This window comes from Myroides profundi (genome assembly GCF_000833025.1).
Classification (GTDB): domain Bacteria; phylum Bacteroidota; class Bacteroidia; order Flavobacteriales; family Flavobacteriaceae; genus Flavobacterium; species Flavobacterium profundi_A.
On record NZ_CP010817.1, the window covers coordinates 599666 to 625970 of the forward strand.

A 26305-nucleotide genomic window follows, 5' to 3' on the forward strand; every position below is an offset into this window, starting at 1 on the left:
ATGAAAGACAAGTCGTATATCTGGATCTCACTTATTATTTTAATATTTGGAATTTGGGCTGTGCCTAAGATTATTAAAAAGTTTGAGAAAGCTGATTTAGAGATTATAGGTACAGCTCCTAAATTTGAATTAGTGGATCACAATAATAAGACGATTACCAATGATAATTATAAAGGGAAAGTATATTTAGTAGAGTTCTTCTTTGCTAACTGCCCTACTATCTGCCCTATTATGAATGCGAATATGTTAAAAATACAAGATACATTCTATGGCAAATTAGACTTTGGTATCGCTTCTATTACGATAGATCCTACTCGTGATACTGTAGAAGCTCTACATGCTCATGCAGAAGGATTAGGTGTGAAGAACCCTTACTGGCATATGATGACTGGGGATGCTAAGTACATTTATGATTTAGCTAAGAAGTTTAATCTATACACAGGAGTTAATCCTGATGCACCAGGTGGGTTTGAACATTCAGGTTTATTTGCTCTGATAGATAAGGAAGGGAATATCCGCTCTCGTAAAGATGAGCACGGAAATCCTGTAGTTTATTACGATGGGACAAGTGATGAAGGTGTAGCTTGGTTAAAGGAGGATATAAAAGCATTATTAGAAGAATAATATTATTAAAATGGAAAACAATATTGAACAAAAGTACAATAAGTGGATATGGGTACTTTCTATCGTAATACCTGTGGTAGTAGCTATCCTATTCGGAGTTAATCTACAGAAACTAGGATATGATGTAAAACCGTTATCATTTTTACCTCCAATCTATGCTAGTATTAATGGGCTTACTGCAGTATTATTAGTATGGGCAGTAATGGCTATTAAAAAAGGGAATAAACAGTTACACGAACGTTTAATAAAAGTGTGTATTGCATGTTCTTTAGCATTCTTAGCGATGTATGTGGCTTATCACATGACTTCGATAGAAACGAAGTTCGGTGGAGAAGGAATTATACGTCCTATCTACTTCTTTATTTTGATCACGCATATCTTATTGTCTATTATCATTATTCCTTTTGTATTATTTACATTCGTACGTGGTATTTCTGGATCTTATGCTAGACATAAGAAATTAGCTCGTATTACTTATCCTATGTGGTTATATGTAGCTGTGACAGGTGTTATTGTTTATCTGATGATTTCACCTTATTATATTAACTAATAGTATTAAGCAATGATGAAAAAGTTAGTTTGGAGTATACTCTTTTCTGTGTTTTTCTTTTCAGGAGAAGCTTTTGCTCAGTGTGCGATGTGTCGTGCTACGTTAGAGACAGAAGATGGAGGAGTGAAAGCAGAGGCTGTTAATGACGGAATAGTTTATCTGATGATGTTTCCGTATTTGCTAGTTGCTTTTGCTATGTATTTTAGTTACAGAATATATAAAAACAAAAAAAGTACAAAATCATAACCGAAAACCGCTAATAGTAGCGGTTTTTTTTATTACTTTATACTTGAGTTATAAATATTTATAAATTTCTGAAGAGTATATTGAGTATGATAAATCGCTACCTCCTAAAAGGAGCTTGTATAATGTTGTGTTTATATTGTTCTTTTGCGAGGGGACAAGAGCGTACTCTATGGTCATTAGAGAAGTGTATCGACTATGCAATAGAGAATAATATACGCATTAAACAATATGAGTTAGACGAGCAGAGTGCTATGATTAATAAAGATATCGCGATAGGTAGCTTTATGCCTAATGTCAATCTAACAGGAAACCATTCGTGGACTATCACAGATCAGCCAGATCAGTTAACAGGAGCTCTGGGAAGTAAGACTATTCAAGCTACCACTGTGGGGCTTGGGGTAAATGTGGACTTGTACAGTGGACTGAAGAAACAGAATATGCTTGTGAAAGCTCGTTTATCAGAGTTAGCTTCTCAATATAAGCTGCAAAAGATGAAGGAAGATATTGCGTTAAATGTGATTAATTCCTATTTGCAAATCTTGTTTAATAAAGAGTTGGTAAAGACTAATCAGACACAATTAGAATACGACAAGAGCCAACAAGAACGTACACAAGAGTTAGTAAACGAAGGTGTGGTACCTGCAGGTGATTTATTAGAAGCCAAAGCTACTGTAGCTATAGATACACAGCGCTTAATTATTTCACAGAATGAGTTAGTGATGGCTCGTTTAAACTTAGCTCAATTGCTTCAAATAAGGTCTTATGAGTCTTTTGATATCGTAGATACAGACTATGAAGTGTCAGAGTCGAGTATGCTTAGTTATAGTCCTCAGGATATTACGGATAGAGCTACTGAGGTATTGACAGATATTAAGACAGCAGAGACGAATGTACTGATGGCAGAAAAGGATGTAAGTATAGCTAAGTCTGCTTATAGCCCTACTCTACAAGCATTTTATAATCTAGGGACGAATATTAATTACCAAGATAGATTAGTGGGGAGTCGCCTATTAGAGTCTACTTCTGAAGTGGGATATGTAGAAGGTTCTAATCAGCGTGTATTGAGACAGAATAGTATGGCTGTATACGGTGGACCTAATTCCTTTTTTAATCAATTTAGTGATAACTTTAATTCAAATTTTGGTTTAAGTCTAACGATACCTATTTTTAATGGTTTTTCTACGAGAAATAATATCAAATTAAAGAAACTTACGCTACAGCAGATCGAGAATGAAAGAGAGGTAATTGCACTGAATTTAGAACAGCTCGTATTTAAGGCTTATACAGATACAGAGAGTGCTTATCAGAAGTATGAGGCGAGTAATGCAAGTCTTGAAGCAAGGAAGCTGTCTCTCGAGTACTCAAAAGAGCGCTATTCTGTTGGCTTAATTAATATCTTTGAACTAAATCAAAATCAGACTTTATTTGTGACAGCACAGTCAGACTTATTAAAGTCTAAATATGAATATATTTTTAAAACCAAGATACTAGAGTACTATTTTGGTATTCCACTTTTTAAAAATTAGAGAGATGAAGAAAAAATACATCGTAATAGTTGGTATTGTTATAATAGCTGCTCTAGTAATCAGTAAGTTTGTCTTCGGTAAAGAGGAAGACCGCACTCAAGTAGAGGTACTAGAATTAGAAAAGACTAATATCATCGAGACTGTATCAGGTACAGGAAAGATACAACCAGAAATAGAGATTAAAATATCTTCAGAAGTATCTGGAGAAATCATAAATTTGCCAATCAAAGAGGGACAGGTCGTTAATAAAGGTGATCTACTAGTAGTGATTAACCCAGACTTGTATACTTCTGCTATGGAGAGAGTGGAAGCGATGTTGGCTACGAGTAAAGCTGGATTATCACAAGCTGAAGCTCAGTTAAAAGAGGCTAAGTCTAATTATGACCGAAATAGTAGACTGTATGATAAAGGGGTAATCTCTCGTTCTGAGTGGGATCTTGTAGTGAGAACGTATGAAGTAGCAAAAGCAGCTCAGTCTTCAGCGTACTATAATGTAGAGAGCTCTAAGGCAGCACTAGCAGAGTCTAGGGCTAATCTTCTTAGAACTACAATTTATGCGCCTGCTTATGGTACAATCTCTAGAGTGAATGTAGAGTTAGGAGAGCGAGTATTAGGTACACAACAGATGGCGGGTACGGAGATATTAAGAGTGGCTAACCTTAGTGGTATGGAAGTAGAAGTAGATATTAATGAAAATGATATCGTAAAAGTGAAGTTAGGCGATGAGACAAGAATCAATGTAGATGCCTATCTAAAGAAAGAATTTAGAGGTGTAGTGACTAGTATCTCTAATTCGGCTTCTAATCAGACTGTATCTGCTGATCAGGTAACAACGTTTAAAGTAAAGATCAAAATCTTAGCAGAATCATACCAAGACTTGGTGAAAAAGGATATAGAGAATTACTCTCCATTTAGACCAGGTATGACCGCAGCTGTAGATATTATTACTGATGTTAAGAATGACATCTATGCGGTACCTATTAGTGCAGTAGTTATGAAAACACCTACGGATACTGTGATGAATAAAACAGAAGGGAAAAAGGTGTTTGACAAAGAATTAATGAGAGAAGCAGTATTCGTTAATGACGGAGGTACTGCTAAGATTAAGTTTGTCAAAACAGGTATAAAAGACGATTCGAATATTCAGATTATAGAAGGGCTTAATGCTAAGGATGTAATTATTACAGGACCATATTCGACTGTGAGTAGAATCCTTCAGCATGGAGCTAAAATAGAAGTAGAAAGTAAAAAATAATAATGATAACGATTTTATCTATTGAGACAGCTACTAAGAACTGTTCTGTCTCATTATCAGTAAGTGGAGAGGTAATAGCATGTAAGGAGATCGCGGAGGAGAATTTCTCTCATGCCGAAAAACTACATGTTTTTGTAGAAGAAATATTAAAAGAGAATAATAAGACTTTAAAAGACCTTTCGGCTATAGCGATTAGTCAGGGACCTGGGTCATATACTGGTTTGCGTATTGGAGTATCTTCTGTGAAGGGATTGTGTTATGGACTATCTATTCCTTTAATAGCATTAGACACTTTAGAGATTTTAGCAAGACAGGTGGAGGTGACAGAAGGACTTATCGTACCGATGTTGGATGCTAGGCGAATGGAAGTGTTCTCAGCAGTCTTTGATAAAGAGTACAATAAACTAAGCGAAATAGAAGCAATCGTTATTGATGAGAATTCTTTTAGTAGCTATAAGGGAACAATGTTACACTTAATAGGAGATGGAGCGATGAAGTGTAAGGAAACATTAGGTACGGAAGGTTTTATGTACTATCCTGAGATTACATACCCTTCTGCAAGTGAAATGGGAGTGATGGCTTATGATAAGTATGTGAAAGAAGAGTTTGTGGATGTGGCTTACTTTGAGCCTTTCTATCTGAAAGACTTTGTTCTAATTCAAAAGAAGAAATAAATAATAATAAATAAGGGCTAACAATCTATAGATTATTAGCCCTTATTTATTGAATGATTATCTATTATAGCGCATCACTTATTTCTCTTGCCTTTAAGAGTACATAAGATGTGGCAACTGTAAAGTTATCATTCTCTACCCATATCTGTACAGTATATGTAATCTTAGTGTCTAATAACTCCTTGATTAATATTCGAGGTCTTGGTTGTGAAAGTACTTTATCATAGGAGTCTAATTCTTCTTGTAGTTTTTCTATAAAGAGTGTTGTGTTTTTAAGTAGTGTTGTTTGCACTGCTATTTCGGCTCTTCTAAGGTTGTTCTGGGTTATATTTTTGATTTTACCATTAGAGAGTACCCCATTAGGAATGTACACTATATTGTTCTGATAGGTAAGTATCTGAGTGGAGAAGATGTGTATGGTAAGTACTTTACCTGTTTCTCCTTGCGCCTCTATAATATCACCTATTCTAAATGGTTTAAACAGTATAATTAATACACCTCCAGCGAAATTACTCAATGACCCTTGTAATGAAAGACCAATGGCTAAACTCATCGCACCAATAATCGCTACGAATGAACTGGTCTGTATACCAAGTTTTGAGGCGATGATGACAAATAGGAGTATTCGCATTCCCCAGATCAATACATCTAGAATAAAGCTAGAGAAAGTTGGATCTATATTCTTTTTTAAGAATATTTTTTTTGCTAATCTCTGTAAGAAACGAATAACCCATAGTCCTATACCTAAGATAATAAGTGAAGTTACTATCTCAGGTATATAGGTAATAATATCTTCAATGTATCTAGATAATAAAGTATCTAATTTTTGCATATTTATAAAGTATAATTATCTATCTGTGTATGATCTGTATCAGGTGCTAAGCACGCTCTCTCTATACAAATATAATGTAAAGTCTCTTCTGTAGGTGTATATTTAGCTAAGTAAGGGACAATCGATGGTGAGGATACTGAGAATACAGAAGCTCTCGTTATTATATTTCTTCTTCTCGATAGGTTGTGTTGAAGAGCATCTGCACCTACCCATGTTAACTCAAATGGTTGCTCTAAATATAGTTGTAGCAATAGCCAATGTGAGTATGCTGAAGGGTAATCAACCGTAGATAGTACAGTATTCATCATATTAAACGTAAGATCACTGTAGTAACGATTTTCATATAGCAAACCGAGTTTGTATAAATTCATAGCCATGATCGCGTTAGATGAAGGAATAACATTGTCTTCTGTTTCTATCGCTGGTGTGATAGTATCTCCTTGATTGTGCTTGCTAAAATAGAAGAACTTACTCTCGTGATCTAAGAAGTGATCTAAAGAGTAGTCCATAAGATTTTTGGCTTCTGTGATGTACTGTTGTTCTTCTGTGTGTTCAAATAGATAAATTAATCCTTGTATATAAAAGGCGTAATCATCTAAGAATGCTTCTATCTTGGCATTTCCATCTTTATATGTACGCAATAGTCCACGCTCTTCACACCATAGGTTATTATGGATGAAAAGGTGTAATGCTTTAGCATGTTCTAGATAAGTTGTATTTTGAGTAGCTGTGTACGCATCTAATAATCCTGTGATGTACATAGCATTCCACGAAGTGAGTGTTTTGTCATCTAGGCGTGGCTTAGGTCTATTCGCTCTATACTGTCTTAGAGCTGTTTCCCATTGCTGTTTTTTATTTTCTAAGTCTTCAAGAGAGATATTATTCTCGTTAGCGATATCTATTAATTCACGTGTTTGGATTAATACATATTGGTTGTTCTCCCAATGTCCAAAAGAGTTGATATTAAATACAGTACTAAATAAAGGGTAATCTTGTTGGACTAATTCTTTTAATTCTTCTATGGTCCAAATATAGAAAGCACCTTCTTCTAGCTGGTTGTGACTGTCTAAACTGTCTGCATCTAGTGCTGAATAATACCCTCCTTCACCATTAGCCCAATTGTTGGTAATAAAATTAATTGTCTTGTCAATAACTTCTTTGTAGAGTTTATTGTGAGTACGTTTATATCCATCTGCATATACAGATAACAGTTGTGCATTGTCATAAAGCATTTTTTCGAAGTGAGGAATATGCCATTTATGATCGACAGAATATCTAGAGAAACCTCCTTCTACTGTATCGAATAGACCTCCCCATGCCATTCTAGTTAACGTAAGGTCTATGTATTCTAATAGTTGTTGGTCTCTGTGTAATACTCCTTTTTTCTGTAAGTATATTAAATTAGTAGGCATCATGAATTTTGGCGATCGTGTATATCCTCCATATTCCCAATCAAAACTCTTCTTCCAATTCTCTAATACAAGTTGAGTATTGAATCTAGATTCCTCTTGTGCTATAGGAGCTTGGCTAAGAATAGAGATTCCCTCTTGTAGTTGAGTTGCGAAATCTAGTACAGTATCACGTTTTTCTTTGTACAGGTGATGTAACTGTGATAAAGAATCTATCCAATTTTGTCTTTTAAAATAAGTTCCTCCCCATATCGGTCTACCATCAGGCAAACAAACAACATTTAAAGGCCATCCTCCTTGTTTCGTCATAATTTGGATTGCTTTCATATAGAAGTTATCTAGATGAGGAAGTTCTTCACGATCAACCTTGATAGAGATAAAATGTTCGTTCATTAAATCTGCCACCTCTTGGTTCTCAAAACTTTCTTTCTCCATAACATGACACCAGTGACAAGTCGAATATCCTATGCTAATAACAAGAAGTTTGTCTTCCTGCTCAGCTAGTGTTAAAGTTTCCTTATTCCATGCTTTCCAATAAATAGGGTTATTGGCATGTTGTAATAAATAAGGGCTTGATTCTAAGTGTAATAAATTCATGATGAGATTTTGATATTGTTGTTGCTTAACAAAAGTAGTCAAATGTATTTTAACTATAAAAAGAAGCAGAAGGATTAATAACGTTAAGTTAACATAGGTATGAATTATTATAATCAATTTTGCGGCACACTTAATTTAAATAGAATTTATAAATGGAACAGATTTTTATTGTAATGCTTATAGCCTTAGGGGTATTAGCTATTATCGATTTAACTGTTGGAGTAAGTAACGATGCGGTGAACTTCTTGAATTCAGCATTGGGTTCAAAAGCGGTTACTTTTAAGACAATTATGATTGTAGCTTCACTAGGTATTCTAGTAGGAGCGATATTTTCAGGAGGGATGATGGAGATAGCCCGAAGTGGTATATTCGTCCCTAGTATGTTCTCCTTTAATGATGTGATGGTCATCTTCCTCGCGGTGATGATTACCGATGTACTACTTCTGGATGTGTTTAACTCTTTAGGGTTACCAACGTCTACGACAGTATCTATTGTTTTTGAATTATTAGGTTCTGCAGTATGTCTTGCTGTAATCAAAATCGTATCTAATAACGATAGCTGGTCTATGTTGCCAGATTATATCAATACGGAGAAGGCCACCGAGATTGTAGTCAGTATATTACTGTCAGTAATACTTTCTTTTACGTTAGGTACTTTAGTACAATACGTTTCTAGGTTGATCTTTACCTTCCAAGTGGAACAAAAGTTGAAATACTTCGGAGCGATATTCGGAGGGGTAGCTATTACTGCTATTACTTTCTTTATCTTGGTAAAAGGATTAAAAGGTGCAAGTTTTATTACCAAAGAAACTAGCACATGGATCGGTAATAATCAGTTAACTATTATAGGACTTAGTTTAGTATTCTGGACTATATTCTCTCAATTATTAATGAGTATATTTAAGTTAAATATACTTAGAGTAATCATCGTTATCGGAACATTTGCGTTAGCATTAGCGTTCGCTGGTAATGACTTAGTGAACTTTATAGGTGTGCCTATTGCAGCATTCCAATCATTTGAGTTCTTTATGGCATCGGGACAGTCTCCTGATACTTATATGATGAATAAGTTAGCAGAAGAGAGTGTAGTTGCTCCTTTCTATTTCTTAGCCATTGCAGGTATTATCATGGTGTATACTTTATGGACATCTAAGAAAGCGAAGAATGTAATCGAGACAGAAATGAGCTTGGCAAGACAAGATACAGGAAGTACAGAGGAGAAATTCTCACCTAATATTCTGTCTAAGGTTATCGTTAGAGGTATGGTGTTAATCGGTATGGGAGTGAATTACTTCTTGCCAAAATCACTACAGCTCAAAATGGATAAGCGCTTTGAGATTCCTAAGAAACCAAAGAGTAGAACTCCAAAGGATGAACCAGCATTCGATATGGTACGTGCTTCAGTGAACCTTATTGTAGCGAGTATTTTGATTTCTATAGGTACTTCTATGAAATTACCACTATCAACTACTTATGTGACCTTTATGGTGGCGATGGGTACATCATTTGCCGATAGAGCATGGGATAGAGACTCAGCTGTGTATCGTGTAGCAGGGGTGTTTAATGTGATAGGTGGTTGGTTCGTAACAGCTATTGTAGCATTTATTGCTTCTTTTGTGATCGCTTATGTGTTAAAAATAGGAGAGATCTACGCTTTAGTAGGAATGTTAATTCTAGTGGGAATTTTATTATACAGAAGTAATAAAATGTATAATAAGAAGACAAAAGAAAAAGCAGATAATGAAGCAAAGTTAGATAGCGTTGATATTATGACTATCCAAGGGGTAGCTTCAGAAAGTTCTTCTCAAATTGCTAATGTGATTACAAGAGCAAATGAACTATATACTTCGGTGATAGATGGCGTGGCTCTACAAGAATTGACAGAATTAAAGAAAAGTAGAAAGCAACTTAAGAAGCTAGAGAAAGAAGTGGATAACTTACGTGGTAATGTATACTTCTTTATTAAAAATCTAGATGAAACTTCTGTGGAAGCTAGTAAATTCTATGTATTGACACTAGGGTATCTACAAGATATGATTAAGTCTATCAATTTTATTGCTCAGAATAGTTATACGCATATTGATAATAACCATAAGAAACTGAAGTTTAATCAAATTAGAGATTTAAAACTAATTGATAAAAAACTTCAAATATTATTTGATAAAGTAATCGTACTATTTACAGAAGAGAAATTCTCTGAGATAGAAGAAATCCTACAGGAAAAAGACGATTTAATCGCTACTGTAGATAAGTTAATCCAAAAACAAATCATTCGTATACGTACGACAGAGACAAGTCCTAAAAATAGTAAGTTATACTTCTCTATTTTATTTGAGACTGATGATCTAATCAAGTCTACAATTGGATTGTTAGAATTGTTTCGAGATTTCGAAATTGACGTTAAGAGGAAGTCATTCAAAAGAATGAGCTAATCTATATTTAATTTAAGTGAAGAAATGAGGTTGTCTAGGCAACCTCATTTTGTTTTTATGGTATTTAGTGTAATGAAGTAGATTTATGATTTTCTACCTTCTACTCAGATAATAAGGCATAAAAAAGGTAGCATTATAAATGCTACCTTTTTCTTTATATCTAGTTGTTTACTATCCGTTATAAGCTTCTACAATGATTTTCTCATCGTTAAGCATATGTCTTAGCATTCCTTCTATACCATTCTTTAAAGTGAATGTAGAAGAAGGACATCCGCTACATGCTCCTTGTAAAAGTACATGTACAATATTAGACTCTTGGTCATATTTTTGGAAAGCGATATTACCACCATCAGCTTGTACAGCAGGTTTTACGTTTTCTTCAAGGATATTAATGATGCGTTGAGACTTTTCATCTAAAGAGTCAAAGTGCTCGTCAGCTGCCGCTTCAATTGCTTTAACATCATGAATTAGAGATTCGTCTACTGCTAGATTACCATTTTCTAAGAACTCTTTGATAAATGCACGAGTAACTTGTACTAATTGATCCCATTCGAAAGAGTCATATTTAGAAATAGAAACATAGTTCTCATCAATGAATACTTCTTTAACGAAAGATTGTTTAAAAAGCTCTTTAGCAAGAGAAGAAGCACTAGCTTCATCTATATTTTTAAACTCTACACCTTTTTTTGTTAATAATTTATTAGCAACGAATTTAATTACTGAAGGATTTGGAGTTGATTCAGCGTAAATAGTAATTGGTTGCTTTTTTATTTCTTTTTTAGAATCTATTAAGATTTTCTTACCTTTAGCCAAGAATAGTTCTATCTGATCTGCAACGGTTTCTTTTACATCATCCCACTCGACAATTGAAAATTTTTCGATGGCGATAAAATTATTTGAGATATAAACCGTTTTAACAAAAGGAAGATAGAATAATTCCTTCGCTAAAGGTGATTCTGCAGTCTCATCAATATTTTTGAACTCGTGGTTTTCACCCTTAGCTATAAAATCTGGTAAAACAAATTTTATAATTGTTGGGTTTGACGTATTTTGAATTTGTATTTTTGACATGTTAATTTAGTTTTTTTCAAAATTAGCAAAGAAAAATGCTAAGCGTCACGAAGATAAGATTTTTAAACAATTAATTAACATTAGTAAGCACTAACAATTTAATATAGCGATAAAATGGGCAAAAGAATGTGGCTTTCATTATTTGTACTTTCAGGAGTTCTGTCAGTAGGAGCTGTAGCTGGAGGTATAAACCCTTTTGAATATCTAGGTAATAGAGAGATAGTTGAGGTATATAATGACCAAGATGAGCCAAAACCTGAGGTGAAAGTTGGGAAACCTCATGATATAGAACAGGCTCTTCCAAAGAATAGCGCATCAGGGAATTTTAGAGTATTCTTAGGTGAGGCAATAAAAAACAAAACAACTGGATTAGTTGTAGATGCTGAAGGAAATGCTATTGTTCCTGAAGGTTATATCTATAGTTTTCACAATACTCAAGAGGAAGCTAATCGCAATACTAATAAATTAGACGAAATTCTTTATGTAGATAAGTTTAATCCTACTACAGCACCATTGACTAGGTTTCTTAGAGTACAATCTGTAGTAGATGCTACTAAAGTAACGGTTAGTCTATTTTTAATTAAAGTGAAGCCAGAAGAAGGAGCTACATTAAATGATAGGGTTACAGGACGTCCTGATCAGTATAAATCTGCAGATAAAGAAGGTAATGCTACATTTGTTTTGTTAGAGGATAAAAACCAATTGTATTATGGTAATTCTAATACAGAGCTTTTCAAAGTAGATGGTGCTAGTAGAACTAAGCTAACAGATGCTGAGATTGATAAGTTTACAACCAATAAGAATCAATTAATCGAAGCGAAGATCGTTCTTGATGGAGAAACTGCTACACGTCAGTTCACACTTTATGTAGAGAAGCTAAAGGTGAGTGGTGTTAACCCAGTATTAGAATCTGTAGAGACAAGAAAAGACGATACAAATAGATATGGTAATTACGACTTGAAAAAGACAATTCCTGCTTTATTAGTCACAGGAGAAAACCCAGATTATTATACAATTACTTTTCACAAGACTGCTTATGATGCTCAGAGAAATGAGAATCCAATAGATATCTCTAAACCTTATGAGGGAGCACATGGGACAGATGTGACAACACGTATTTCTTATAAGCTAGCGAAATCAACTACCCCTATTGTATCAACAAGTCAGAAAGTTATATTTAAAGTAATTGATAAACCAATTATTCCAGCTCTTAAGAATATATCTTATTGTGATAGCAAGATTGCATCGTACAGCTTGACTATAGATGGTCAAACAAAAGTAATAGCTGATGGGCGTACTATAGCTACAGATGAAGAACAAGCAGCAGAAGGATTTGATCCTAAAGGGAAATATTCTATTGGATATTTTAATTCAGAGGAAGATGCAATTGCGAATACAAATAAAATAGTAGGAGTAGAGATAACAGTGAAGTTAAATGAAGCGCGTAAGATATGGACTCGTTTAACGAATCTAGAAGATAAGAATTTTAATACTGCTTTTTTCTACGCTTCTTTAGGATATGATAATTTAGAGACAGCAAAAGTATCGTCTCAAATTTTTCATTACTGTCAAGTAGAGAATAATACAGGAGAATCTACTATAAATTTAAGAAGATATGAGGGGACTGTAATGGGGAAAACTTCTATTACAAATACACCAAACTTAAATCCTACAGATAAGATAACAACTGTATATTATGAAAATGAAAAGGATGCAGAAGCTGATGTAAACCGTATGCCTGAGAGTAAAGTAACGGCTTACCCTATTAAGATGGGAGAAGTAAAAGGACCAATCTATACTAGAGTGATCATGACGGAAGGTTTTGATTGTAAGGCGGAAAATTACTCTTCTTTCAAGGTGTCGTTAGGAGTAGAATTAGCTATAGATTATTTCCCTAAAGAAAGCACTCAACAATTATGTATTAATACAGAAACGAATGAAATATCTCCTGTAGTGCTAAGTGTAGAGAATAAAGATGTAAAAGGTAGACCTATCGTTATAACATGGCAATATGAAGTAAGTAGAGAGAATGGGTGGATAGTGTATAATACAGTGCCTGGAAGTGGGAACCAGACTTCGATTAAAATAGATAAATCTGGTAATTATAGAGCAATAGCTAGTTATGCTACTTCTCCTTATCCAGGAGTACAATCTTGTTCAACAGAGACGATAGTATGGACAGTAAAAGCACCACCAGTAGCTGTAGTGGAAGGAGTAGATGCAACAGGAATGTTGAATAGTATGGAGATTGATGAAAAAGGAGAGACGATGGTGCGATTAGGTGTATTGGATGGAGGAACAAGTCCTATTACAGATGGTTATGATTTTGCTATTGATAATAGTGCATTCCAACCTTCAAGTCAGTTTTATAATATACCAATCGGAGAACATATTGCTTATGCAAGAAATAGAATAACAGGATGTTCTACATCAGTTAAATTCTCAGTGTTTGGTTATCCTAAGTATTTTACTCCTAATGGAGATGGATATAATGATACATGGAATATACCAGGTCTAAAAGGACACAATGAGGCTCGTATTTATATCTATGATCGTTCAGGTAGATTATTAAAGCAGTTAAGCCCACATACAGAGGGATGGGATGGAACATGGAATGGAAAACCGATGCCGTCTACTGATTATTGGTTCACTGTGGAGTTTGTGAATGATTTTAAAGCTCCGAATGAGATGAATGGACGTAAGGTAAGTTATAAAGGACACTTTTCTTTAAAAAGATAATTAAGTTATGAATATAATAAAGAAGCGCTATTTAGCTATAGCATTATTGATTTCTCAAATTGGTTTTGCACAAGAAGGACTAACGGTAAATTCTGAATATTTAGCAGATAATTATTATCTTTTACATCCTGCTATGGCGGGTATTAAGAATAGTACGAATGTTAGATTGACTGTAAGACAACAATGGAGTGGTGTAGATGATGCTCCTCGTTTGATGACGATGAATGCAAGTACTCGTCTAACTGATCAATCAGCTATCGGAATTATCGGATTCAATGATAAGAATGGTTATCACTCTCAGACTGGTTTTAAAGCGACGTATGCTCACCATATTACCTTTAGTGAATCACGTTATGATTTAAACCAATTGTCATTTGGATTAAGTGCAGGTTTTGCTCAGACGAAGTTAGATGAGAGTGAGTTTGGAGGATTTGATCCTAATGTAGCAGGCGGACTAGAATTAAAAGATTCTTATTTCTCAGTTGATTTTGGTGCTGCTTATCACTATCAAAATTTCTTCTCTATGTTTACAGTGAAGAATGCAGTAACAAGTTCTAGTAAATTATACTCGGATACAGAAAGCAATAATTTTAGAAAATATATTTTAGGTGCAGGGTATGCATTTGGAAATACGAGATATGGAACAGGTTGGATTTATGAACCATCTATATTAGCTCAGTATACTGAAGAGCGTGAAGATTTTGCACTAGATGTTAATATGAAGGTTTATAGACAGTTTGATTTCGGTAAGATTTGGGCTGGAGCGTCTTTTAGATCTAATTTTAATGGAACAGACTATTTTGAGAATGGGAAATCTAAAACACAACGTTATCAGTATATTTCTCCAATGCTAGGAGGAAACTATAAGAATGTTAGTTTTGCATACTCTTATACTAAGTTAATGGGAGACCTTACTTTCGGTGATGGCGCTTTCCATCAGTTCACAGTAGGGTTTAATATATTCCCTAAACGAACAAGTTTAGAGTGTAATTGTCCGACAGTAAAAGATTAAATAATAAAAAAAATCCCGATATTTATCGGGATTTTTTATTGCTATATATTATGATTATAAAAGAGATAAGAGGAAAATATCCTCAAATACCTGAGGACTGCTATGTGGCAGAGAATGCAACTATAGTAGGTGATGTTACATTCGGAGAGAAGTGTAGTGTATGGTTTAATGCTGTCATTCGCGGTGATGTGAATTCTATTACGATAGGGGATAAGGTGAATATACAAGATGGGGCTATTGTCCATTGTACCTACTTAAAGCATCCGACTGTGATCGGTAATAATGTTTCTATAGGGCATAATGCTATGGTGCACGGATGTACAATACATGATAATGTATTAATCGGTATGGGAGCTATTGTAATGGATAATTGTGTTGTACACAGCAATACAATAATTGCTGCTGGCGCTGTTGTCACTCAGAATACGGTAGTAGAGGCAGGTTCTATATATGCTGGTATGCCTGCTAAAAAGATAAAAGATATAAGTGCGTCAGACTTTGGGGGTGAGGTAGAGCGTATAGCAGATAATTATGTGATGTATTCTAGTTGGTACAAATGATTAATTAAGAATTTGTACAATTAATATACAAGCTAGAGGTACTATAAATAATTGTTGGGAGTATAAATACGAGAAAGTAGTTGTTATAAAAAAATAAGTAGTATATTACAGTATATTAACTAAATAGTACTGTTTATGAAAAGAGAATATTCTAGATTTGAAATTTTTTGTTATCTATTTTGTGTGCTAACGATATTTACTTTCTTTGTTTATCATGTGTCTTATTCAATAGGTAAATTTGTAGCGTTTAATTTATAATTATATACTTTATGTTTACAAAAAGTATGATAGATTATAAGTCATGTAATGAAGAACCAATGCGTTTTAGAACTACATTTTATATATAAATAAAGGTCTAATACTGATGAAGTATTAGACCTTTATTATAAGTGATATTTTTTGTGTCTATCCTAGAAACTCTTTAACGATATCAAAGAACATTTGTGGGTTCTCTGCATGTAACCAATGTCCGGTATTTGGAATCGTTTTGATGATTGCATTAGGGAAGTGTGCTTGGATAAGAACTTCATCTTTTTCTTGAATGTATTTAGAGTCTCCTCCTCTAATGAATAGCGTATTTCCTGTGTATTCAGCACCTTCTTCTACACCTTCACCTACTACATCTTCATTTTGATTAAAAGCATTTAGGTTGAATCTGAAACCTAGTTGTCCTGGTTCTACCCAGTATAAACTTTTTAATAAGAATAATCGTGTACCTATTTCAGGAATATGTGAGGCGATGATTTCTTCTACTTCTTTTCGACTTGGTTTAGTAGAAAAGTCAACAGCATTAAGTGCTGCTAATATATCCTGATGATGTGGGGCATAGCTACGTGGTGAAATATCTGCTACAATTAGTTTTTCTACTTTAGCTGGGTAACGAGTGGCTAACTTCATTGCTACTTTTCCTCCCATAGAGTGTCCTAATATAATAGCATCACATATAGCGTGATGATCCATATAACGAACGATATCCTCTACCATAAAGTCATAAGACCAATCGTTAGAATGAAAACTACGACCATGATTTCTAAGATCTAATAGGTGTACTTCGTAACCTATTTCGGCCATTTGTTTACCAAAAGTATTCCAGTTGTCAGACATTCCCATATATCCATGCATGACGATTAATGGGATGCCTTCGCCTTCTATTTTAGAGTATAATATATCTGCCATTATTGTAATTTTCTGATATACATATTCACTACATTCTCTAATCCTAAGTAAAGAGATTCTGAAATTAAAGCATGACCTATAGAAACCTCTAGTAGGTTAGGAATATTGTTTTTAAAGAATTCAATATTCTCAAGACTTAAATCGTGTCCTGCATTAATTCCTAATCCAAGTTGGTTCGCTAATTCAGCAGCTTTAGTATAAGGTATGATAGCGTTTTCATTTCCTTTAGCATATTCAGCAGCAAAGTTTTCAGTATATAACTCAATGCGATCAGCACCTACAACTTTAGCACCTTCTACCATTTCTAATACAGGGTCTACGAAAATAGAAGTACGGATATTGCGAGATTTACATTCTTGAATTACTTCTTGTAAAAATGCTTTGTGCTTAATAGTATCCCATCCTGCATTAGAAGTAAGTGCATCTACAGCATCAGGAACTAATGTTACTTGGGTAGGTTTGCACTCATATACCAAGTTTAAGAAGTTATCCATAGGATTGCCTTCTATATTATATTCAGTGTAGACTACGTCTACTAAATCACGTGCATCTTGATAACGAATATGTCTTTCGTCAGGTCTAGGGTGTATAGTTACTCCCTGAGCTCCGAATTTTTGTACATCTTTGGCTACTTGCAATAAATTAGGAACATCTCCTCCTCTTGAGTTTCTTAGAGTAGCAATTTTGTTGATATTAACAGATAGCTTAGTCATAAAATTAAGTTTTAAAGACAAAAATACAAACTATAATTAACGTCTATTGTTTTATTTTTGATTATTTTGCACTTCTAAATAATAACCTTGAATTATGTTATCTCCTGACTTCTTTCTACTAACAGATTATCCGATCTGTAAATTGAATACACTGATTAAAGATATTCTGCCTTATCTAGAAAAAAGTAATTATTCTCATCTTCCTGTGGTAAATAAAGATGATATATGGATAGGTAATATTAACACTGAAGATATTTATACAGCTGATATCGATAGCACTATTCAGGATGTTATGTATGATTTAGATAAGTTCTATCTTTTAGAATCTTCTAATTTGAATCCTTTTGATTTTTTTGATTTGTTTAGTCAGTGTGATACGAATACAATTCCGCTATTAGACGAAGAGGGAAAAATAAAAGGAATATATTCTAAAGAATATTTGTTAAATGAATGGAGTAAAACAATGTTTTTTGATGAAAAGGGTACTACTTTTGTCATCGAAAAAGGACATTTAGATTACAGCTTCTCAGAAATAACACAAATAGTAGAAGGTAACAATGCTAAAATGATAGGTCTATTACTATTGTCTAATAATAATCATAATACTCAACTATTAGTTAAAACTAATAGTATCAATACAAAGGTTATTCTAGATGACCTAAGACGTTATGGTTATGAGATAGTCAGTACACTTTCTGAAGATACGCATATTAATGATCTAAAGGAAAGAACAGAATACCTTAATAAATATCTAAACATATAATATGAAGTTTGCGATTTATGGACAGACTGCCAAACCTATAGTACAAAATATAGTACGTAGGTTATTTAACTTATTTCAAAAATACGAGAACACAGAAGTAGTGTTTGAAGAAAAGTTTTACAGTCTATTGAATGAACAGGATATTCTAGATAAAGAATACCAAACGTTTGGAACGAATAACCCATTGACTAGTGAAGTGGATTTCTTTATTAGTGTAGGAGGGGATGGAACAATGCTACGTGCTGCTAATTTTATTAAAAACACAAATATTCCAATAGTAGGGATTAATGCAGGGAGATTAGGTTTTTTAGCTAATGTACAACACGATAATTTAGAGGAACATATTCCTTTATTGTTTGAAAATAAGTTTAAGAGATCGAAAAGATCCTTGTTGAGCTTAAGTTGTTTACCAGAAAAGAATAATGCTTTTGACATTCAATATGCCTTAAACGAGGTTACAGTATCAAGAAAAAATACAACTTCCATGATCACAGTAGAAACTTATTTAGATGATGAGTTTTTAGCTACTTATTGGGCAGATGGTTTGATTATATCTACTCCTTCAGGATCTACAGGATATTCTCTAAGCTGTGGAGGACCAATAATAGAACCAGAGACTGGGTGTTTTGTATTAACTCCATTGGCACCACATAATTTAAATGTGAGACCGTTGGTTATCCGAGATAATTTAACAATTAAGTTAAAAGTAAGTTCTAGAGAGAAACAGTTCTTAGTGTCACTTGACACGACTACAAAAGCTGTGGATAATGATACAGAATTAATTATTACTAAAGCACCTTTCACAGTAGATTTAGTGGAGTTTCCTACTCAAAGTTTTATTAAGACATTGAGAAATAAATTACTGTGGGGAGAGGATAAGAGAAATTAAAAAAGTCAACAAACTATATACTTTTTAAGGGTTTTCTACGTTTAGAACAAAATAGCTTAACCTCATTTGGGCAATCCGTGAGAAAAAATTAGATTTTGAAAGGTCTATATTACTATATTTGTAAATTATTTTAACAGAATGAATAAAATTCTTATATCTCTATTACTGCTACTTACAACAGTTATAGCTAAAGCTCAGATTCACGAGTTCGGTGTAGGGCTTGGGGGTTCTAATTATGTAGGAGATATTGGTTCTACTCAATATATAGCACCAAAGGATATGGGGTATAATGTGTTTTATCGTTGGAATAGAAGTCCTAGGCATTCTTTTAGAGTTAGCTATTCGCACCATAAAATAGGAGGCGATGATGCTAAGTCTGATATGGGAAGCCGAAAAGAAAGAGGATATAGTTTTACTAATACTATTCAACAATTGTCAGTTGGAGTTGAATTCAATTTTTTTGAATTTGATTTACATCAGGAGAATTTTGGTTTTACACCTTATCTTTTTGTTGGAGTATCAGGTATAAGATATAATGATATTTACTTTAGACCTAGTACCCCTGTTGAAGGGTTTGAGTCGACAAGTGTGGATTTAGTAAAAGGAGGAAAGAAAAATTCAATGACTATACCTTTTGCAGGTGGGTTAAAATTAAGACTCACTCCTAAGATAAATTTGAACGCAGAAGTGGCTGCACATTATACTTTTACTAATAATTTAGATGGAAGTAGTCCTACAGATGCAAATAAAAAGTCTTATAGCTTTGGTAAAAACGGAAATGATTGGTTTTTTTACTCAGGTATATCTATAAGTTATACTTTTGGAAATAATCCATGTTATTGTGCAGATTAAATGAATTTGAAAGAACAGATTAACACAGACAACTTACCTAATCACTTAGCTATCATTATGGATGGTAACGGTAGATGGGCAAAACAAAAAGGATTCTTAAGAACGCTAGGCCATGAGAATGGTGTTAAGTCCGTGCGTACTACTATTAGCGCATGTGTTAAGTTAGGAATCAAGAACTTGACTTTATATGCATTTTCTACAGAGAACTGGAATCGTCCTAGATTAGAAGTAGAAATGCTAATGAAATTGTTAGTGAAGTCACTAAAAAAGGAACTCCCAACTTTTACAAAAAATAATATTAAGCTTAATGCGATAGGTGATTTATCTTTATTACCTGAGAAAGTGCAAGCTCAATTAAGAGAGGTATTAGATCAGACTAAAGACAATACTCAAATGACTTTAACATTAGCGTTGAGTTATGGTTCTAGAGCTGAACTAATAAAAGCTGTAAAAGAAATTTCATTTAAAGTTAAAAATAACTTAATTTCGGAGGCTGATATAGATGAATCAGTTATAAATAATCATCTTTACACGAGTGATCTACCTGATGTTGACCTATTAGTTAGAACAAGTGGAGAGCAACGAATAAGTAACTTTTTGTTATGGCAAATAGCTTATTCTGAGCTTTATTTTACAGAGGTACTCTGGCCGGACTTTACGGAAGAGGAACTCTATAAAGCCCTTCTTACTTATCAAAATAGAGAAAGAAGGTTTGGAAAAACAAGTGAACAAATAAAATAAAAAACGAATCTAATGTTTCAAAAAGGTACATCTCTTTTTGCACTGTTTATTGCTGGTTTAGTATACTCTCATGTGCATGCACAGGACAGTATAAAAGCCCCTTCTTTTGAAGCTCCTAAAATCTATACATTAGGAGATATAACTGTGACAGGAAAATATAGCTTAAACCCACAAACGATAGTTACTTTTACAGGGCTTTCTAAAGGCCAAAAAATAGCTGTGCCTGGTGAAGAGCTTTCACATGCTCTTACAAAGTTATGGAAAGTAGGTTCATTTACAGATATTAACTTCTATGAGACATCTGTCGTAAATGATACTATTAGTTTAGAACTTACATTAAACGAGCTACCTCGTTTAAAAAGTGTAAAGATTAAAGGATTTAAAAAGGCAAAGTCTGAAGCTCTTATTAAAGAGGCAAAACTTAACAGAGGAAAAATAGTTAATGATAACTTTTTGTCTACAACTAAGTATTTCTTATTAAATAAGTATAAGAAGGATGGTTACTATAATACAAAAGTAACTTTAAATACTATTCCTGCTGATTCGACTGGTCGAACAGTGGATTTAGTAGTTGGAATAGATAAAGGTAAAAAGGTTCGTATACAAGAGATTGCTTTTAGTGGTAATACACAGTTAAGTGATAAGAAATTGAAAAAAGCAATGAAAGAGACTAAACAACGTAGTCCTTTTAATCCATTGCGTATTTTCAAACCTTCTAAGTTTATTAAAGCTAAATATGAAGAGGATTTAGGTAAACTTGTTGATAAGTATAAAGAAAGTGGTTACCGTGATGCACGTGTAATAGCTGATACAACAAGCTATGACCCAATTACGAATAGAATCAGTATAAATATTGACGTTACTGAAGGGAATAAATATTACTTCGGTGATATTCGTTTTATTGGTAATACTGTTTATACCAATAGTCAATTAAAGCAAGTATTAGGTATCGATAAAGGAGAGGTTTATAATGGTGTTCTATTAGATAAACGTATCCAAGATAAAACTAATCCTGATGCTTATGATATTACAAACGTTTATCAGAACAACGGATATTTGTTCTCTAACGTTAACCCTGTTGAGGTTAAAACTGCAAATGATACAATCGATTTCGAAGTAAGAATTGTAGAAGGTCCTATCGCAAGGTTTAATAATATCACTGTTTCTGGTAATGATAATACACACGATCACGTAGTTCATAGAGATTTAAGAACTCGTCCAGGGGAGATATGGAGTAAGTCTTTAGTGATGGAAACAATTCGTAGACTTGGAGGATTAAATATTTTTGATGCACAAGCTATTATTCCAGATGTAAAAAATGCTGATCCAAACTCTGGAACAGTTGATATCGATTGGCAAGTAACTGAAAAGGGATCAAGCCAGGTTGAGTTACAAGGAGGATATGGTGGAGGAGGATTCATCGGTACATTAGGACTATCATTTAATAACTTCTCGTTGAGAAATATATTTAACAAGAAGTCTTATAAACCATTCCCAATGGGAGATGGACAGTCTTTATCACTACGTCTACAAGGAAGTACTTACTATCAAACATATAGTATAAGTTTCTCTGAGCCATGGTTCGGAGGACGTAAGCCTATTAACTTCTTTGGTACAGTAGCGTATAGTACACAGAATCTTTATGATTATGTAAACCGTCGTACAGATAGAAGTAGAGGATTTGATATTACAACATTACAATTTGGTATTGCTAAACAATTAAGTGTGCCAGATGATAACTTTGTATTATCTCATACTTTGAGTTTCCAGTATTATAATATGAAAAATTATAATACAGGATTATTTACATTCGGAGATGGAGACTCTCGTAACTTAGCTTATCAGATTGAATTAAGACGTGATAATCGTGGTAATGACCCGATATTCCCAACGTTTGGTTCTTTCTTTAGTGTAAGTGGTAAGTTTACTGCTCCATATTCATTGTTTAACAATGTAGATTATAAAAACCTTGGTGATCAACAAGAATATAAATTAAGAGCAAAAGCAGGAGCGATAGATCCAGTTACTGGAGCGACTATCCCTGTAGGAACTTATTTAGATTCTAGCTATAGACCAGTTAATAATTGGGAAGATGCGACAGCAGATGTAGCTAAAGTGGATCAAAAGAAATTTAATTGGTTAGAATACTATAAACTAAAATTCAAAGGAGATTGGTACACAACTATCTATGATAAATTAGTAGTTCGTGCACTAGGAGAATTTGGATATATGGGGGCTTATAACAATAATAGAGGAGTAGTTCCGTTTGAAAGATTCTATGTAGGAGGTGATGGACTAGCGAATTATTCATTAGATGGTCGTGAGGTAATTCAGTTAAGAGGATACCAAAATCAGACATTAACTCCATATAATGATAGAGGAGAACAAATCGGAGGTACTATTTATAATAAATTTTCGTTAGAATTACGTTACCCTATTACATTAAAGCCAAGTGCATCAGTTTATGTGTTGACTTTCGCAGAAGCAGGGAACTCATTTGCATCATTTAAAGACTATAGTCCGTTTGAATTAAAACGTTCTGCTGGTTTTGGTGTTCGTGTGTTTATGCCGATGTTCGGATTGTTAGGTATTGATTTTGGATATGGATTCGATTCTGTACCAGGTACTACTCAGAAGAGTGGATTCCAAACACACTTTATTCTTGGGCAATCGTTTTAATGTACTAGTTACATCATAAAACTTGATTTAGAATGAAAACGTATTTAACTTTATTATTTAGTATTTTTGGATTAGTATCGGTAGTGGCTCAAGGTGGTAGTGCTCGTGTAGCCTACATTGATATGGAGTATATCTTAAGTCAGACACCTGAGTATCTACAGGCTACTACCCAGTTAGATGAAAGAGCGAATACGTGGAAAGGTGATGTTGATAAAAAGAAGGCTGAGATCAAAAAGCTAAAAGATAACTTAGCTGCTGAGCGAATTCTTCTAACTAGAGATTTGATAGAAGAGAAAGAAGAAGAGATATCAATATTAGAGGAAGAACTTTTTCAATATCAACAAAAAAGATTTGGAACGTCAGGTGATTTGATAACACAGAAAATCATGTTGGCTAAACCAATACAAGATCAAGTTTTTGCTGTAGTGGAAGATATTGCTGAAGCTCGTAAATTTGATTACGTTTTAGATAAAAATTCTGAAGCTACTATGGTGATTGCTACAAAAAAACACGATATTAGCGACTTAGTTTTACGTAGACTAGCTACTGCTCGTAGGAAGCAAGGTATGACTAAATCAGAAGCACAAGCTGTTGAAGAAGAAGAGCAGAAAGAGGATGCAATGTCTCTAAGACAGAGTAGACGTGAAGAGCAACAGAGACGTAAGGAAGAAGCTGAACGTATTATGCGAATTGAGGAGAAGAAGAGAAAAGAAGAGCTAGCAAATGATGTTAACTATCAAAAAGAGCAAGAACTTCAGAGAAGAAAAGAGGAACAAATCAAAGAGCAGATAGAGAGACAGGAGAAACTGAAACAAGAGAAGGCGGATAAGATTGAAGCTCAGAAGAAGTTGATTCAAGAGCGTCAACAACAAGCAGAGGATAAACGTCTTCAAAATGAGAAGAACAGAGAGCAGGCAACTCAAGAGCGTCTAAAGATGATGGAGGAGCAACAGGCGGAATCTGATAGACGTAAAGCAGAAAGAGATAAACTGATACAAGATGAGCTAGAGAGAAGAAAACAACAAGCTTTAGATCATCAGTCAAAGAAATCTTCTGTGGATATCGAGAAATTACAAGAGGAACGTAGACTAGCTCAAGAGAAAAGAGAAGCTGATCAAAAGCGTAAGCAGGAAGAGGCGATGAAAAGACGACAAGAGTTAATAGATGAGTCTCTCCGTAAGCAAGAAGAAAGAAGACAGCGTATCTTAAAGGAACAAGAAGACCGAAAATTATTAATCTTGCAAAAGCAAGAAGAGGCGAGAAAGAAAGCTGAAGAAGCTAATAAAAAATAGAATAACAATAAAATATAAATCAAAAATCGAGAAAGATGAGAAAAATGAAATCTTTATTAATTGCAGCTACAATGTTTTTTGGAGTTAGTACTACAGCGGTAATGGCTCAATCTAAAGTAGCACATATCGACGTAAGAGCTTTAATGACAGAATTACCAGCGATGAAAAACGCTAATGCTGAATTAAAGAAAATAGGTGAGGGATACGAGAAAGAAATTTCTACAATGATGTCTACTTACCAAACTAAGATTCAACAATACCAAGCAGAAGCTGCTACTGCAGGTGATGCTAAAAATGAAGAAAGAGCTAAAGAAATCGACGAATTACAACAAAGAATTCAACAGTTCCAAACAACTGCTCAACAAGATTACGGTAAAAAAGAATTAGAGTTAACTCAACCTATCGTAGAAAAAGCTTTAGCAGCTATCCAGAAAGTAGGAAAATCTAAAGGATTTGACTATGTATTAGATTCTTCTAATGGTTCTGGAGTTTTATTAGCAGGAGGTGCAGATCTTTTAGCTGATGTAAAAAAAGAATTAGGAGCTAATTAATTTTAGTTTAACTAGATAATCATAAAAAAAACCGCTCTTATTAAAGAGTGGTTTTTTTTATATTTGTATATGACTAAGAACAACCCTATAGGTTTATTTGACTCAGGAATTGGAGGAACAACTATTTGGCAAGAGATTAATCTCTTAATGCCAAACGAAGATACTATCTTTATAGGTGATCAACTTTATGCTCCTTATGGAATCAAAACAAAACAAGAAATAATAGATTTATCTCTTAAAAATGTTGAGTATTTAGTCTCTCTGAATTGTAAGATTGTAGTAGTAGCCTGTAATACGGCAACGACTAATGCAATAAGCGAGATGCGAGCTAGGTGCCATATTCCTATTATAGGAATCGAACCAGCTATTAAACCAGCTACTATTTTAACGAAGACTTCTAAGATTGGTATTTTAGCGACAAAAGGAACGATTACAAGTGACTTCTTTACTTCTAAGGTAAAGATGTATCCAGATATTGAGATCATTGAGCAAATAGGTTATAACTTAGTTAACCTTATAGAGAGTGGTTGTATTGATTCTCAAGAAATGAAAGATTTACTGCGATCATATTTAGATCCTATGGTAGAGAAAGGAATAGATACTCTAGTTTTAGGTTGTACTCATTATCCTTATCTTATACCTATTATAGAAACGATTATTCCAAAAGAAATAAAGATTATTGATTCTGGAAAAGCAGTTGCTAAACAAACAAAAAAAGTATTAGAAGAGTTGGATTTACTTACTACTCGAGAAAGTAGAGGTACTAATTATTTTTTTAGTAATACAGATGTGTCTATCCTTAAAGAGTTTGTTCCTTCTAATGGGATAGTGGAGTATAGAAATTTTTAGTCTATGTGGATTAAGAAATATTGTAAAAAGAGATATACCGAGTGTATATCTCTTTTTTATTGACTGTTTTTGTTGTTAGATAATCAGTGATTTAGTAAAAATGCAAGATGTTGTTGGTTTTTAAATATATGTGCTGTTAATGTATGCATGCATAATTCTTTTAATTTGTTAATTGTATTGTATTAAAATGAGTTTATTTGAGTTATATTTTAATAATAATTAAAAAGTAAAAATATGAATGTTAAAAATAGACTTAAATATTTGTAAAACTAA

General features: G+C 33.7%; 23 protein-coding genes. 18 read left to right on the forward strand and 5 right to left on the reverse strand.

Annotated features, from left to right (window positions below; all coding sequences use genetic code 11):
• The 6 genes from MPR_RS02700 to tsaB all read left to right on the forward strand — a co-directional run bounded on the left by MPR_RS02700 (position 1) and on the right by tsaB (position 4875).
• Positions 1-624, forward strand: a complete 624-nt coding sequence (locus MPR_RS02700; protein ID WP_006266309.1) for an SCO family protein — start codon at positions 1-3, stop codon at positions 622-624.
• Between the two features lie 10 nt (positions 625-634).
• A complete protein-coding gene (locus MPR_RS02705) occupies positions 635-1174 on the forward strand; it encodes a DUF420 domain-containing protein (RefSeq protein ID WP_041888896.1) in 540 nt (179 codons plus the stop codon).
• A 12-nt stretch (positions 1175-1186) separates the two neighbouring features.
• On the forward strand, positions 1187-1420 hold the full coding sequence (locus MPR_RS02710; protein WP_041888897.1) for a hypothetical protein: 234 nt from the start codon (positions 1187-1189) through the stop codon (positions 1418-1420).
• Positions 1421-1506: 86 nt separating this feature from the next.
• The gene (locus tag MPR_RS02715; protein ID WP_041888899.1) at positions 1507-2946 is read left to right on the forward strand and encodes a TolC family protein; all 1440 of its coding nucleotides are present in this window, start codon (positions 1507-1509) and stop codon (positions 2944-2946) included.
• Between the two features lie 4 nt (positions 2947-2950).
• Complete coding sequence (locus tag MPR_RS02720; RefSeq protein WP_041895134.1) at positions 2951-4201, forward strand: efflux RND transporter periplasmic adaptor subunit; 1251 nt, start codon at positions 2951-2953, stop codon at positions 4199-4201.
• A gap of 2 nt (positions 4202-4203) precedes the next feature.
• Positions 4204-4875 (forward strand): tRNA (adenosine(37)-N6)-threonylcarbamoyltransferase complex dimerization subunit type 1 TsaB, encoded by a 672-nt coding sequence (tsaB, locus tag MPR_RS02725; protein ID WP_041888902.1) that lies wholly within the window; start codon positions 4204-4206, stop codon positions 4873-4875.
• 64 nt (positions 4876-4939) lie between these two features.
• Here the strand turns inward: tsaB and MPR_RS02730 are convergent, their stop codons facing one another.
• Positions 4940-5707, reverse strand: a complete 768-nt coding sequence (locus tag MPR_RS02730) for a mechanosensitive ion channel family protein (protein WP_041888905.1) — start codon at positions 5705-5707, stop codon at positions 4940-4942.
• A 2-nt stretch (positions 5708-5709) separates the two neighbouring features.
• Entirely contained in the window at positions 5710-7713 is a 2004-nt protein-coding gene (locus MPR_RS02735) for a thioredoxin domain-containing protein (RefSeq protein WP_041888907.1), read from the reverse strand.
• A gap of 152 nt (positions 7714-7865) precedes the next feature.
• On the opposite strand from MPR_RS02735, the gene MPR_RS02740 reads away from it, so the two are divergent.
• Positions 7866-10145 (forward strand): inorganic phosphate transporter, encoded by a 2280-nt coding sequence (locus MPR_RS02740; protein WP_041888909.1) that lies wholly within the window; start codon positions 7866-7868, stop codon positions 10143-10145.
• Between the two features lie 171 nt (positions 10146-10316).
• Here MPR_RS02740 and MPR_RS02745 read toward each other — a convergent pair whose 3' ends face one another.
• Positions 10317-11216: a NifU family protein gene (locus tag MPR_RS02745; RefSeq protein ID WP_041888911.1), complete on the reverse strand. Its 900-nt coding sequence runs from the start codon at positions 11214-11216 to the stop codon at positions 10317-10319.
• A 114-nt stretch (positions 11217-11330) separates the two neighbouring features.
• On the opposite strand from MPR_RS02745, the gene MPR_RS02750 reads away from it, so the two are divergent.
• The 3 genes from MPR_RS02750 to MPR_RS02760 are packed head-to-tail and all read left to right on the forward strand — an operon-like array spanning position 11331 to position 15527.
• Positions 11331-13955 carry a T9SS type B sorting domain-containing protein gene (locus MPR_RS02750; protein WP_235280518.1) on the forward strand — a complete coding sequence of 875 codons (2625 nt, stop codon included), beginning with the start codon at positions 11331-11333 and terminating at the stop codon, positions 13953-13955.
• Between the two features lie 7 nt (positions 13956-13962).
• Positions 13963-14967, forward strand: coding sequence for a PorP/SprF family type IX secretion system membrane protein (locus tag MPR_RS02755; RefSeq protein WP_041888913.1), 1005 nt, complete (start codon positions 13963-13965; stop codon positions 14965-14967).
• A 50-nt stretch (positions 14968-15017) separates the two neighbouring features.
• Positions 15018-15527 (forward strand): gamma carbonic anhydrase family protein, encoded by a 510-nt coding sequence (locus tag MPR_RS02760; RefSeq protein ID WP_041888915.1) that lies wholly within the window; start codon positions 15018-15020, stop codon positions 15525-15527.
• Between the two features lie 405 nt (positions 15528-15932).
• Here the strand turns inward: MPR_RS02760 and MPR_RS02765 are convergent, their stop codons facing one another.
• Together MPR_RS02765 and MPR_RS02770 are read right to left on the reverse strand one after the other, a co-directional pair.
• Positions 15933-16703, reverse strand: a complete 771-nt coding sequence (locus tag MPR_RS02765) for an alpha/beta fold hydrolase (protein ID WP_041888916.1) — start codon at positions 16701-16703, stop codon at positions 15933-15935.
• Positions 16703-17416: a pyridoxine 5'-phosphate synthase gene (locus MPR_RS02770; protein ID WP_041888917.1), complete on the reverse strand. Its 714-nt coding sequence runs from the start codon at positions 17414-17416 to the stop codon at positions 16703-16705. Before MPR_RS02770 ends, MPR_RS02765 begins: the two co-directional genes overlap by 1 nt.
• A 94-nt stretch (positions 17417-17510) precedes the next feature.
• On the opposite strand from MPR_RS02770, the gene MPR_RS02775 reads away from it, so the two are divergent.
• The 8 genes from MPR_RS02775 to murI all read left to right on the forward strand — a co-directional run bounded on the left by MPR_RS02775 (position 17511) and on the right by murI (position 26032).
• Positions 17511-18179 carry a CBS domain-containing protein gene (locus tag MPR_RS02775; RefSeq protein ID WP_041888918.1) on the forward strand — a complete coding sequence of 223 codons (669 nt, stop codon included), beginning with the start codon at positions 17511-17513 and terminating at the stop codon, positions 18177-18179.
• Position 18180: 1 nt separating this feature from the next.
• The gene (locus MPR_RS02780) at positions 18181-19068 is read left to right on the forward strand and encodes an NAD kinase (RefSeq protein WP_041888920.1); all 888 of its coding nucleotides are present in this window, start codon (positions 18181-18183) and stop codon (positions 19066-19068) included.
• Between the two features lie 138 nt (positions 19069-19206).
• On the forward strand, positions 19207-19920 hold the full coding sequence (porG, locus tag MPR_RS02785) for a type IX secretion system protein PorG (RefSeq protein ID WP_041888922.1): 714 nt from the start codon (positions 19207-19209) through the stop codon (positions 19918-19920).
• Positions 19921-20661 carry an undecaprenyl pyrophosphate synthase gene (gene uppS, locus MPR_RS02790; RefSeq protein ID WP_041888924.1) on the forward strand — a complete coding sequence of 247 codons (741 nt, stop codon included), beginning with the start codon at positions 19921-19923 and terminating at the stop codon, positions 20659-20661. It begins immediately after the preceding gene.
• 12 nt (positions 20662-20673) lie between these two features.
• Positions 20674-23340: a BamA/OMP85 family outer membrane protein gene (locus MPR_RS02795; RefSeq protein ID WP_041888926.1), complete on the forward strand. Its 2667-nt coding sequence runs from the start codon at positions 20674-20676 to the stop codon at positions 23338-23340.
• Between the two features lie 32 nt (positions 23341-23372).
• A complete protein-coding gene (locus MPR_RS02800; protein WP_041888928.1) occupies positions 23373-24632 on the forward strand; it encodes an OmpH/Skp family outer membrane protein in 1260 nt (419 codons plus the stop codon).
• A gap of 35 nt (positions 24633-24667) precedes the next feature.
• Positions 24668-25183, forward strand: coding sequence for an OmpH/Skp family outer membrane protein (locus tag MPR_RS02805; RefSeq protein ID WP_006257321.1), 516 nt, complete (start codon positions 24668-24670; stop codon positions 25181-25183).
• A gap of 69 nt (positions 25184-25252) precedes the next feature.
• Positions 25253-26032, forward strand: coding sequence for a glutamate racemase (gene murI, locus MPR_RS02810; protein ID WP_041888930.1), 780 nt, complete (start codon positions 25253-25255; stop codon positions 26030-26032).
• Positions 26033-26305: the final 273 nt, after the last annotated feature.